Annotated in this window: 11 protein-coding genes; 5 read left to right on the top strand and 6 right to left on the bottom strand. The window is 68.5% G+C overall.

Annotation, left to right across the window (positions count from 1 at the left end; genetic code table 11):
* Window positions 1-13 precede the first annotated feature (13 nt).
* The 5 genes from EHO50_RS36700 to EHO50_RS36680 all read left to right on the top strand — a co-directional run bounded on the left by EHO50_RS36700 (window position 14) and on the right by EHO50_RS36680 (window position 4,768).
* Window positions 14-526, top strand: coding sequence for a Jag family protein (locus EHO50_RS36700; protein ID WP_128435545.1), 513 nt, complete (start codon window positions 14-16; stop codon window positions 524-526).
* Window positions 527-650: 124 nt separating this feature from the next.
* A complete protein-coding gene (gene rsmG / locus EHO50_RS36695) occupies window positions 651-1,367 on the top strand; it encodes a 16S rRNA (guanine(527)-N(7))-methyltransferase RsmG (RefSeq protein ID WP_128435544.1) in 717 nt (238 codons plus the stop codon).
* A 298-nt stretch (window positions 1,368-1,665) separates the two neighbouring features.
* Entirely contained in the window at window positions 1,666-2,739 is a 1,074-nt protein-coding gene (locus tag EHO50_RS36690) for a ParA family protein (RefSeq protein WP_128435618.1), read from the top strand.
* The gene (locus tag EHO50_RS36685) at window positions 2,736-3,833 is read left to right on the top strand and encodes a ParB/RepB/Spo0J family partition protein (RefSeq protein WP_128435543.1); all 1,098 of its coding nucleotides are present in this window, start codon (window positions 2,736-2,738) and stop codon (window positions 3,831-3,833) included. The genes EHO50_RS36690 and EHO50_RS36685 overlap by 4 nt, the downstream gene beginning before the upstream one ends.
* Before the next feature lie 317 nt (window positions 3,834-4,150).
* Window positions 4,151-4,768, top strand: a complete 618-nt coding sequence (locus EHO50_RS36680) for a GNAT family N-acetyltransferase (protein WP_128435542.1) — start codon at window positions 4,151-4,153, stop codon at window positions 4,766-4,768.
* A 70-nt stretch (window positions 4,769-4,838) separates the two neighbouring features.
* On the opposite strand, the gene trxA is transcribed toward EHO50_RS36680, so the two are convergent.
* From trxA to murJ, 6 genes are all read right to left on the bottom strand, one after another.
* A complete protein-coding gene (trxA, locus tag EHO50_RS36675) occupies window positions 4,839-5,171 on the bottom strand; it encodes a thioredoxin (RefSeq protein WP_062707865.1) in 333 nt (110 codons plus the stop codon).
* A gap of 42 nt (window positions 5,172-5,213) precedes the next feature.
* Window positions 5,214-6,182 (bottom strand): thioredoxin-disulfide reductase, encoded by a 969-nt coding sequence (trxB, locus tag EHO50_RS36670; RefSeq protein WP_128435541.1) that lies wholly within the window; start codon window positions 6,180-6,182, stop codon window positions 5,214-5,216.
* Window positions 6,183-6,352: 170 nt separating this feature from the next.
* Window positions 6,353-7,279 (bottom strand): anti-sigma factor family protein, encoded by a 927-nt coding sequence (locus EHO50_RS36665; RefSeq protein WP_128435540.1) that lies wholly within the window; start codon window positions 7,277-7,279, stop codon window positions 6,353-6,355.
* Window positions 7,276-8,010: an RNA polymerase sigma factor SigM gene (gene sigM, locus EHO50_RS36660; protein WP_128435539.1), complete on the bottom strand. Its 735-nt coding sequence runs from the start codon at window positions 8,008-8,010 to the stop codon at window positions 7,276-7,278. The genes EHO50_RS36665 and sigM overlap by 4 nt, the downstream gene beginning before the upstream one ends.
* 93 nt (window positions 8,011-8,103) lie before the next feature.
* Window positions 8,104-9,816, bottom strand: coding sequence for a protein kinase family protein (locus EHO50_RS36655; RefSeq protein ID WP_128435538.1), 1,713 nt, complete (start codon window positions 9,814-9,816; stop codon window positions 8,104-8,106).
* Window positions 9,817-9,952: 136 nt separating this feature from the next.
* On the bottom strand, window positions 9,953-12,223 hold the full coding sequence (murJ, locus tag EHO50_RS36650; protein WP_128435537.1) for a murein biosynthesis integral membrane protein MurJ: 2,271 nt from the start codon (window positions 12,221-12,223) through the stop codon (window positions 9,953-9,955).
* Window positions 12,224-12,254: the final 31 nt, after the last annotated feature.

Here is a 12,254-nt window from a genome sequence, read left to right as displayed (position 1 = left end):
AGGAGCCCATCCCGTGACGGAAGGCACCACCTCCGCCGCTGTCGAGGGTGCAGACACCCTGAACCGCCTGGAGCAGGAGGGCGAGATCGCGGCGGACTACCTCGAGGGTCTGCTCGACATCGCCGATCTCGACGGCGACATCGACATGGACGTCGAGGCCGACCGCGCCGCTGTCTCGATCATCAGCGACGCGGGCGGCCGAGACCTGCAGAAGCTGGTCGGGCGTGATGGCGAGGTGCTGGAGGCACTGCAGGAGCTCACGCGCCTGGCCGTGCACCGGGAGACCGGTGACCGCAGTCGGCTGATGCTGGACATCGCGGGCTACCGGGCCAAGAAGCGCGCCGAGCTCTCCGAGCTGGGTGCCAAGGCGGCCGCCGAGGTCAAGAGCACCGGCGAGCCCGTGAAGCTGAAGCCGATGACGCCGTTCGAGCGCAAGGTCGTGCACGACGCGGTGAAGTCGGCGGGCCTGCGCAGCGAGTCCGAGGGCGAGGAGCCGCAGCGGTTCGTCGTCGTGCTTCCCGCCTGATCGGCCCGTACGTTTCCTCCGGCCCCGTCTGTCCGCAGGCGGGGCCGAACTTTGTCAGCCTGTTAGTTCTGGTGGTTCTGGTGGCCGGCGCCCGGGCGTCGGCGGTACGGAAGGACGGTCCCCCGTGACGGAGGCAGCGGAGCTTCCCCCTGTGCCTGAGCAGGCACGTGAGGTGTTCGGCGATCGCTACGCTGATGCGGTCCGCTACGCCGAACTGCTCGCCGAGGCGGGTGTGCAGCGCGGCCTGATCGGCCCGCGAGAGGTGCCCCGCCTGTGGGAGCGGCATCTGCTGAATTGCGCTGTGCTCTCCGAGGTCGTTCCTGAGGGCGTGACGGTGTGCGACGTGGGCTCGGGGGCCGGACTGCCCGGGATTCCCCTGGCGCTTGTCCGTGAGGACCTGAAGATCACGCTGCTGGAGCCCCTGCTGCGGCGTACGAACTTCCTGACTGAGGTCGTGGAGCTGCTTGGGCTGGACCATGTGACGGTCGTCCGCGGTCGTGCCGAAGAGGTCATGGGGAAGCTGACGCCGGTGCATGTCGTGACCGCGCGTGCGGTGGCACCGCTGGACCGGCTGGCCACCTGGGGCATCCCGCTGCTGCGTCCCTATGGCGAGATGCTCGCCCTCAAGGGCGACACGGCGGAGGAGGAGCTGAAGAGCGCGGCGACGGCTCTGAGCAAGCTGGGGGCGGTCGAGACGTCGATTCTCCATGTCGGGGAGGGCGTGGTGGACCCGATGTCCACGGTCGTGCGCGTCGAGGTCGGGGAAAGCCCGGGCGGTGTGCGCTTCGCGGCGAAGAGGGCGAAGGCGGCCAGGACGGGTCGCGCTCGGCGGCGTCGCTGATCCGTCCTGACGACGAGACGTACTCCACACAAGCTGGCAAACCTACGCGCGCCGGAGTGTCGCGACAGTTCGGCCAGGGCTGCTGTGCATCGTGTTTCACGTGAAACGTCGCTCACTGCTGCACGGCATCATCAGTCGCGGCCGCGCTGCGGCCGAACCCCGCGACCGAAAGCCCCTCGGATCTCTAGGAGGAGGTGCCTCTGATGACGCTCCGTCCCCCCTGAGGGGCACAGAGTTGTCCACAGAGGTGGATTTCTCCACAGAACAACAGGCCTCACTGGTTCACGACCCCGAAGACATGGGAGGCTCTGTTCATTGCGAGCCTGAAGTCGAGGAGAGTGAATCCTTGCGGTCCGACGCCAACATCGCGGGACCGATGACCGATCCGGTCCCCGGTCCCCGTACCGAGTCGATGGGGGAGGATGTTTCACGTGAAACACCGCCCCCGATGGACGACACTCCCATCGGTCGTGCTGCCCAACTGGCGGTGGAGGCTCTAGGCCGCGCCGGCGAGGGCCTGCCACGGCCCGAGCAGACCCGCGTCATGGTGGTCGCCAACCAGAAGGGGGGCGTGGGCAAGACGACGACGACCGTCAACCTTGCCGCGTCACTGGCCCTGCATGGCGGCCGTGTGCTGGTCATCGACCTCGACCCGCAGGGCAACGCGTCCACGGCCCTGGGGATCGACCACCACGCAGAAGTGCCTTCCATCTACGACGTGTTGGTCGAGAGCAAGCCGCTCGCGGAAGTCGTCCAGCCGGTCCCCGACGTCGAGGGACTCTTCTGTGCCCCCGCCACGATCGATCTCGCCGGTGCGGAGATCGAGCTGGTGTCCCTGGTGGCACGCGAGAGCCGACTGCAGCGGGCTATCCAGGCCTACGAGCAGCCGCTGGACTACATCCTCATCGACTGCCCACCCTCACTCGGTCTGTTGACGGTCAATGCGCTGGTGGCCGGGCAGGAAGTCCTGATCCCGATCCAGTGCGAGTACTACGCGCTGGAGGGCCTCGGCCAGCTGCTGCGCAACGTGGACCTGGTGCGGGGGCACCTCAACCCCGCCCTGCATGTCTCGACGATCCTGCTGACCATGTACGACGGTCGGACCCGGCTCGCGTCCCAGGTCGCGGACGAGGTGCGTACCCACTTCGGCGACGAGGTGCTGCGGACGAGCATTCCCCGCTCGGTCCGTATCTCCGAGGCGCCGAGCTATGGACAGACGGTGCTGACCTACGATCCAGGATCGAGCGGTGCCTTGTCCTATCTTGAGGCAGCACGAGAAATCGCGCTGAAGGGTGTTGGCGTCAGTTACGACCCGACGCACGCCCACATCGGCGCCCAGAGCAACCCGAGCATGGTGGAGGGGATCCAGTGAGCGAGCGACGAAGGGGTTTGGGTCGTGGTCTCGGCGCACTGATCCCTGCTGCACCGACAGAGAAGACGGTGGCCCCGGCCGCGGTGGGGGGCGCTGCTTCCGCATCCCCCGCCGCTGTCCCGGTGCTCACCGACCGTGGGGTGGCCGCGGCGAAGGTGGCCACGCTGCCGCCTGTTTCACATGAAACCGAGGAGCCGTCGCTGAACGGCGCCGTGGAGACGCCCGCCTCTGTCGTGGGCGCCCACTTCGCGGAGATCCCCCTCGATGCGATCACGCCGAACCCGCGGCAGCCGCGTGAGGTCTTCGACGAGGACGCCCTGCAGGAACTCGTCACCTCCATTCAGGAAGTCGGTCTTCTCCAGCCGATCGTCGTGCGGCAGATCGGTCCCGCGCGGTATGAGCTCATCATGGGTGAGCGCCGCTGGCGGGCCTGCCGTGAGGCCGGCCTCGATGCCATCCCGGCGATCGTGCGGGCCACGGACGACGAGAAGCTGCTCCTGGACGCCCTCCTGGAGAACCTGCACCGCGCTCAGCTGAATCCGATCGAAGAGGCGGCTGCTTACGATCAGCTGCTGAAGGACTTCAACTGCACGCACGACCAGCTGGCGGACCGCATCGGTCGTTCCCGTCCTCAGGTCTCCAACACCCTGCGCCTGCTGAAGCTTTCGCCCAAGGTGCAGAACAGGGTTGCTGCCGGGGTACTCTCCGCGGGGCATGCGAGGGCGCTGCTCTCCGTCGAGGACCCGGAGGAGCAGGAGCGGCTCGCGTACCGGGTGGTGGCCGAGGGGCTTTCCGTCCGGTCCGTCGAGGAGATCGTGACCCTGATGGGCTCTCGCCCACAGAAGACCCAGCGCTCCAGGGGGCCGCGGGCCGGCTCCGTGCCCTCCCCGGCGCTGTCCGACCTCGCGACTCGGCTCTCGGACCGCTTCGAGACTCGGGTGAAGGTCGAACTGGGCCAGAAGAAGGGCAAGATCACCGTCGAGTTCGCCTCTCCGGACGATCTCGAGAGGATCCTCAGCACGCTCGCTCCGGGCGAGAAGCTGGCTCTGCAGAAGAGTCTCCTGGACGATGACGCGGAGGAGATTGAGGCCTGAGGCCGGCGGTCGGCTTTGCTTCCTGGCCTACCCTCGCGGGCCGTGTCCGGTGTGTACCGGAACACGGCCCGCTCTTTGCTTTCTGGCGGTATCGATGGAATCGCATCGTGGATACGATGCGTTCGGGTATGGCGCATCCACCTGGCAGACCTCTTAGGGGAGGCGGGGTCCATGCGAACGGTGAGCCGCACCGGACTGGTGAGCGCGGGCCTTGGGCTGGGCGCGGTCGGCGGGTTCGTCGGCAGCCTGCTCAGGGAACGAAGCGCCCTGACAGCCGCTCGCGACGCTGCGGGCGAAGGAAGCGAGGAACAGCCTTCATGGGGCGTCGGCTCGTACCGCTCACGCTGGACAACCTTCAGGACCTTCCCAAGCGCTGCCGCGCGTGTGTCTTCTGGGAGTTGGACCCGGTCAGTGGCGAAGCCGCGGTAAAAGCCGGCAAACCCGCTCTGGAGAAGGAAGCCTGGATCTCCGCCGTCCTGCTGGACTGGGGCTCCTGTGGTCGGGTCGTCTACGTCGACGACGTACCGGTGGGCTTCGTGCTGTACGCGCCTCCTGCTTACGTCCCCCGCTCGACGGCCTTCCCCACGAGCCCCGTCTCACCGGACGCGGTGCAGCTGATGACCGCGTTCATCATGCCGGGCTACCAGGGTCAGGGACTGGGCCGGGTGATGGTCCAGACGGTCGCCAAGGATCTGCTGCGGCGGGGCTTCAAGGCGATCGAGGCGTTCGGAGACGCTCGCTGGAAAGAGCCTGCGTGTGTTCTGCCCGCGGACCATCTCCTGGCCGTGGGCTTCAAGACGGTTCGCCCTCACCCGACGTCTCCGCGCTTGCGGTTGGAGCTGCGGACGACGCTGTCTTGGAAGGAAGACGTGGAGATGGCGATCGACCGGCTTCTGGGAGCGGTGCAGAAGGAACCGGCGCTGAGGCCTCTGTAGAGCCAGCTGCCTCTCTAAAGCGAATGGGCCAACCCCCTCGGGTTGGCCCATTCGTGTTTCACGTGAAACGTCACTCGGCGATGAAGTCCTCGAGGTCGCGGACGATCGCGGCCTTCGGCTTGGCGCCGACGATGGTCTTGGCGACCTCGCCGTTGTGGTAGACGTTCAGCGTCGGGATGGACATGACGCCGTACTTGGCGGCCGTACCCGGGTTCTCGTCGATGTTCAGCTTGACGATCTCGATCTTGTCGCCGTACTCGGCGGCGATCGCCTCGAGGGACGGCGCGATCTGGCGGCACGGTCCGCACCAGGCGGCCCAGAAGTCCACCAGGACGGGCTTGTCGCTCTTGAGGACGTCCTGCTCGAAGGAATCGTCGGTCACGTTCTTCAGGGTGCCGGCCACGGCGGGCTCCTTAACTTTGGTGCGTGGTGGGGTGGGTGGGGGTCAGACAGAGGTCTTCTCGGGCTCGGCGTTCTCCTCGTCCGCGAGGGCGGCGAGGAAGCGCTCGGCGTCGAGGGCGGCGGAGCAGCCGGTGCCGGCCGCGGTGATTGCCTGGCGGTAGGTGTGGTCCACCACGTCGCCGGCGCCGAAGACACCGCTCAGATTGGTGCGGGTGGAGGGGGCGTCGACCTTGAGGTAGCCCTCCTCGTCCAGCTCCAGCTGACCCTTGAACAGCTCGGTCCGCGGGTCGTGGCCGATGGCGATGAACAGGCCGGTGACCGCCAGGTCCGAAAGCTCGCCGGTCTTGACGTTGCGCAGCTTCAGGCCGGAGAGCTTCTGCTCGCCCTGGACTTCGGCCACCTCGCTGTCCCAGACGAACTTGATCTTCGGGTCGGCGAACGCGCGGTCCTGCATCGCCTTGGAGGCGCGCAGGGTGTCACGGCGGTGGACGATGGTCACGGACTTGGCGAAGCGGGAGAGGAAGGTGGCCTCCTCCATCGCGGTGTCGCCGCCGCCGATCACGGCGATGTCCTGGTCCTTGAAGAAGAACCCGTCGCAGGTGGCGCACCAGGAGACACCGCGGCCGGAGAGGGCGTCCTCGTTCGGCAGACCGAGCTTGCGGTGCTGCGAGCCGGTGGCGACGATGACGGCCTTCGCCCGGTGGACCGTGCCCGCGGTGTCGGTGACGGTCTTGATCTCACCACTCAGGTCGACGTTGACGATGTCGTCCGGGACGAGTTCGGCTCCGAAGCGCTCGGCCTGGCCGCGCATGTTGTCCATGAGCTCGGGGCCCATGATGCCGTCCTGGAAGCCCGGGAAGTTCTCCACCTCGGTCGTGTTCATGAGCGCACCGCCGGCGGTGACGGCACCCTCGAACACAAGCGGCTTCAGCGACGCGCGCGCGGTGTAGAGCGCCGCCGTGTAGCCGGCGGGCCCGGAGCCGATGATGATCACGTTACGGACGTCGCTCACGGCTTGGTTCCTCGTCTCTGGACTGCGTCGTCGGACCGGGTGGAGCCCCTTTCAGAACTCTCACCCCACCCAACGGATCCTAAGGGGCGCGCATTCCCACTGTGTCCGGGCACACGGTGATGCCACACCGTAGGGATTGTCACGCCTGAAGGAGACGAAGCACCGACTTCTCAGGAGCGCGCGTAGGAGTCCGTCAGGAGAACCTTGGCCGTGGTCGACGACGGCTGCTTCACACAGGTCGCGTCCATGACGTAGACGGTGACCCGGTGGATGTCAGAGGTATCGCGCAGTACAACGAGCAGAGCGTCCTTCCCCTGGTAGACGCCTTCCTCAGCGGCGAGCGCCGCATCGTTGCGGCCGATGCCCTTCTGGATGCATTCGGGCACCTCGATCTTGCGCAGGATCTGAGGGCTCTTGGGATCGGGCTCGCCTACCGCGCCCAGGCTCCGGTCGGGAGCGCGAGAGCTGCCGGGGGAGCTCTCGCTGTTGGCAAGGAGATCGGCGACCTGCTTCTCCAGCTTCGCTGCGGAGAAGGTGTCGGCACGGGTCTGCCCGCCGTCGGCCGATGGACCGGCCCCCCCGCCCCCCATCAGTGAGGTCACCAGCACAGAGCCGAGGCCCAGGGCGGCGGCTGTGAATGCGGCGCTGAGGACGGCGACCTTGCGTCGGCCGGCCTTCTTGCGGTCCTTGCGGCCGGGGCCGGTGGTCGAGGAGCGGGCGTGGCCTGCCGGACGGTCTGTCGTTGCCGATGTTTCACGTGAAACATGCGCGCTGTCGTCCGCTTCGGAGATCGAGCGGGTCGCGCCGGCGAGCTTCGGCTGGTTGATGTCATCGGGCGCCGTGGCGTTGAGCAGAGCTTCTGCGGCGAGTGCGGCGTCGATGCGCCCCGCGACATCGGCAGGCATGCGTGCGGGGCCGGGCAGGGTGCCGAGCAACCCCCGGATCTCCTCAATCGATGCGTGGACGTCCGCGCACAGTTCGCATTCGTCCAGATGCCGCCGTACGTCGGCGGTCCTGGACGGAGGGAGAAGGCCCTCGGCAAGGTCGGAGATCTCGGCGACGTCCGGGTGCCCGGCCGTGTCTGTCGTGGAAGTCACGCTCGCCCACCTCCGCCCTTCACTGCAGCTGAATCACTTGGCCCGGTATCGCGCGGATCCTTGGCTCGCCCGGTGCGTGGACCCGCTGCCGGTGGGACGGATGTCCCCTGCGTCCGGTTCCGTCTCTCGCCGGGATCCTTGCCGTCACTGGCGCTATCCGGCCGCAGATGCTTGAGGAGGGGCACGAGTCTGGCTCTGCCGCGCGCGCACCGGCTCTTGACCGTGCCGGTCGGCACATCGAGGACCTGGGCGGCCTCCGCGACCGGGTATCCCTGCATGTCCACCAGGACGAGGGCCGCGCGCTGGTCGGGCGGCAGTGTGCCGAGGGCCTCCAGTAGCTGGCGGTGCAGGTCGTTGCGCTCGGCCGGAGCGGATGCCTCCTCGTGGGGCTCCAGCAACTGCTCCAGGCGCTCGGTGTCGTCGACGGGGGAGGTCTTCCGGGAGGCGGCCTTGCGGGCGCGGTCCAGACAGGCGTTCACGGTGATCCGGTGCAGCCAGGTCGTGACGGCCGACTGGCCCCTGAAGGTGTGGGCGGCCCGGTAGGCGGAAACGAGGGCGTCCTGGACGGCGTCAGCGGCCTCCTCGCGGTCGCCGAGCGTCCGCAGCGCCACCGCCCAGAGCCGATCACGGTGACGCCGCACGAGCTCACCGAAGGCGTCGGGGTCGCCTTCTACATGCCGAGTGAGAAGGTCTTGGTCGCTTGCATCGCCGTATCCGGCGTCCTCTGCCATCGGCCCCTCCCGTGGGCAACTCTAAGCGAGCTCGCGGCATCGTGGAGAAGTCCTGAACACAGGCCCTCAGGTACATCGCGAGCCCGGCCTCGGTCAGCCCTTGATCTCGACCTCCGAGATGCCACCGCGGAACAGGCTCGCAGACCCGTCTTCCGGCAGCTCCGTGATGTGGATGAGAACGTACCGCGTACGGATCGGCTTCTTCAGTTCGACCTGGAGGCTGGATCCGGTGGACGACAGCTTGGTCAGCCGCTGGGAGAAATCGCTCAGGGACGTGGGAGCCGAGGCACTGGTGTCCGCCGCGAGTACTTCGGCGGTCTGCCCGCTGCGATACATGGAGATGTCGAGGCGGGACACGTTCTCCACGCTTCCGAGGTCCAGGATCAGTCCACTGCCCTCCTTGCGCTGAGGCAGATTGCCGAAGTTGGCGTATCCCTGGTACTGCGGGGTGACCCACGCGGTGTCCGTCTTGCCGTCGATGGCGAGCTGGACCTCGTCCTCCTGTATGCCGGACCCGCTCGGCGCGAACTCCTGCACGCTGTCGATCGGGATCTGCTTGAGGGGCGCGGCGGGCTTGTCGCCGCCGTCCTCGTCAGTCGTCTGCGTCTGGTCGGAGTCCTCGGACTTGCCGCCCTGGTCCATGAGCGCGTCCGCGAGCTGCCAGCTGCCGAGGCCAAGGGCGGCGATCAGGAGGGCCGAGACGGCCCACTTGAGCGCCTTGCCGGTGCGGCTCTGCAGTGGGGGCGGCGGAGTCGGTACCGGCTGGGTGGCGCCCGGATGCGGCGCCTGACGGCCGTACGTGCCCTGCTGATAGGTCGTGCGCTGATACTCGGGCGGGGCCGTGAACGCGGGCTCCGGCGGGCGGATGCGAGGCATCTCACCGATCGCCTTCACCAGCTCCTCCGGCGTCGTGCACGCGGACTCGTGCCGGGACGCGGTCGCCCCGTCGTTGACCAGCGCGCGCATGGCGAGCTCGGACAGGCCACGGTGGACGCCGGCGCGCACCTGGTCGGGGGCGATCAGTCCGACGTCCTTCGGCAGCCCGGACAGGCCGTAGGCGTCGCTCTCGTACGGCCAGCGTTGGGTGAGCGCGGCGTACAGCAGTGCGCCGATGCCCTCCGTGTCGGTGCGCTGCGGGGTGTCGGAACTGATGCCGCGCAGCGCGGCGTTCACCGCGAGGCCGCGGATGCGCCACTGGCCGGTCGACGAGCGCAGCACGGCGTTCGGGTTGAGGCGCAGATGGGCCAGGCCCTCGCGATGGGCGGCGGCCATGGCGGCGGACACCTGGGTGACCATCTGGTAGGCGTCGTACACCTCCAGCGGGCCGGAGGCGAGCAGCGTGGTCAGTTCGGTCGCGTCAGGGAGCCACTCGTGGACGACGTAGACGAGGTCGTTCTCCTCGACCGCGTCGAGAACCTGGACGAAGCGGGGGTCGCCGAGCAGTGCGGAGGAGCGAGCCGCAGCCAGTACGGAACGAGCCCGCGTATGGTCCGCGGGCAGGATGTGCACGCCGACGGCGCGCCGAAGTTTCTCGTCGACCGCACGCCAACTGCTGAAACCGTCCAGACGGGTGACGCACTCCTCGAGGCGATAGCGTCTGGCGAGCTTGTGGCCGCTGTGCAGCTCGGGTGGTGAGGCCTTTCCGGGACCCTCGGTCCCGCCACTCCCCTGTGCCTCGTCGGTGTCCGTGTCCCGCTCCCGATTCTTGGCCACCCCGTCGGCCGTGGACTGGTCCGCCTGAGCGGTCAGCGGCTCGTCGCCGCTGTTGTCTGCCACGTCGACGGCAGCCGTGCTCCGTTCCGCCACCGTCGTTCCTGCCTCCCCATCCATTGCGCGCCGTACGACTTCGTGCGCGCCGTCCGACGCCGAACCAATTGTGCCCACAGTCCGCCGCTATGCACGACACACGGTGGCGGACGATGGTTGTGCGCGTACCCCAGCTTCAGCGACCCAGGCGCCCGCGGACCATGCCGACCAGTGAGTTCAGCTCTTCGATGCGCATCCGGCGGGCGGCGACGAAGAAGATCCCGAGCAGCACGGCTCCGCCGGCCAGCAGGGCGGCGAAGGAGCCGAGGACGCCCTGACCGAGGACCCGGGCGATCCCGTAACAGGCCGCACCGCTCAGCATGGCCGCGGGCACCGAGGCGAGGCCGAGTCTCGCGTACGTCCGCATCACCCGAGCGCCGTCCAGGTCGCCGCCCAGCTTCTTGCGCAGCCGGTTCCAGGCGACGCCGACGCCGATCGCATAGGCAAGGCCGTACGAGGCTGCCATGCCGACCACGGCCCAGCGGGGCGGAAGGACGACGTAACAGATGGCAGAAGCGATGGCGTTGCCGGCCGCCACGATGACCGTGTTGTAGAAGGGGGTGCGGGTGTCCTCGTAGGCGTAGAAGGCACGCAGGACGACGTACTGCACGGAGTACGGGATCAGGCCGAGCCCGAAGGCCATCAGCATGAAGCCCATGTTCGTGGCCTCGCTGGTGCCCGAGGAGCCGAACATCAACGTGCACATCGGGACGCCGAGGGCGACGAATCCGAAGGCGAGCGGCACGATCGCGACTGCCGTGGTGCGCAGGCCCTGGGAGATGTCGTCGCGAACCGCGCCGGCGTCGTCCTCGGCCGCCGAGCGGGAGATACGGGGCAACAGGGCGGCCATCAACGAGACGGTGATGATGGCCTGTGGCAGACCCCAAATGAGCTGGGCGTTGGCGTAGGCACTGAAACCGGTGCCGGGGACGCCGGAGTCCGTGATCGCAGCGGTGGCCAGCTGGGTAACAACGAGGGCACCCGCCTGGTTGGCGAGGACGAACAGGATCGTCCACTTGGCGAGCATCGCGGCCTTGCCGAGGCCGTGGCCCTTCCAGTCGAAGCGCAGCCGCGGCTTGAAACCGGTCTCGCGCAGGTACGGGATCATCGCGAGGGCCTGAACGACGAGGCCGAGGAGGACCCCGACGCCGAGGAGCTGGACGCCCTCCGGCGGGATGTTGGTGACCTTCATGCCGGAGTGCTCGGCGGTGCCGTACACCCAGAGGAAGGCGCCCAGCGTCACGATGATGACGATGTTGTTCAGGACCGGCGTCCACATCATGGCGCCGAAGCGGCCGCGGGCGTTGAGGATCTGTCCCATCACCACGTGGATGCCCATGAAGAAGATGGAAGGCAAGAAGTACCGGGTGAAGGTCACGGCCGTCTCATTGGCCGCGGGATCGTTGGCCAGGGGCGTCGACAGCGCCCGGACCAGGAGCGGCGCCGCGAACATGGCGAGCACGGTGAGGAAGCCGAGAATCACCATGACGAGGGTCAGCAGCCGGTTGGCGTACGCCTCGCCGCCGTCTTCGTCTTCCTTCATGGAACGAACGAGCTGGGGCACGAACACAGAGTTGAGTCCGCCGCCGACTGTCAGGATGTAGATCATCGTCGGCAGCTGGTAGGCCACCTGGAAAGACTCGCCGAGCAGACCAAGGCCCAGCGCCGAGACGATCATCGCGGACCGGACGAACCCGGTGAGGCGGGACACCATCGTGCCCGCCGCCATCACAGCGCTGGACTTCAGCAGCCCGCCGGCTCGCCCGCCCTTCTTCGCAGCTGGCGCTGACGCAGACGCCGGGGCAGGCCCGGGCGACGGCGCAGGCGCCTCGGCCGCGGCAGGTGGCGCTGGAGCCTCGTACGCGCCCGTGGCGGGGCCTGCGGCCGGTGCCGGGGAAGGCCCCGGGACCGTCGGCGGCTGGTACTGCGGATGGTGCCCGCCGCCCTGCTGCTGGTCGCGGAAGAGATGCGCGAAAGCGTCGTGCTCGTGGCGCTGCTCGGTGGAGTGCGTGACGAGGTCGTCGACGCCCACGTACTGGGTCGTGCGGGGGTCGTCGCTGTACGGCAGGTACTGGTTCGGGCCCTCCGGCTCGGGCGCCGGGGTCTGGGCCCACACGTGCGGGTCGGGGGCGTACGGCGACTGGGGCGGCTGGCCGTACAGCGGCTGCTGCGGCTGGTACGTGCCCGGCGGGGGCGGCGGGTGGGCGGCACGGTCGTACAGCGCCTCGGCGACCGGGTCCTGGGCGGTGAGGTCCTGGGCCAGGTAGGGGTCCTGGTCGTAGGCGTCCTGGAGGTACATGTCCGCGGGGTGCTGCGGCGGTACCTGGCCGTGCTCGGGCGGCGGGCCCTCGGGGTGCCCCGAGCTGCCCGCGGCCTGGCCGCGGTCACCGTCGTACGGCGCGTTCATGGCTACCCCACCTCATCGTCCCGGGCCCACC

The sequence above is a fragment of the Streptomyces cyaneus genome, assembly GCF_004028635.1.
Taxonomy (GTDB): domain Bacteria; phylum Actinomycetota; class Actinomycetes; order Streptomycetales; family Streptomycetaceae; genus Streptomyces; species Streptomyces cyaneus.
This window is presented reverse-complemented; position numbering and strand designations above follow the sequence as displayed.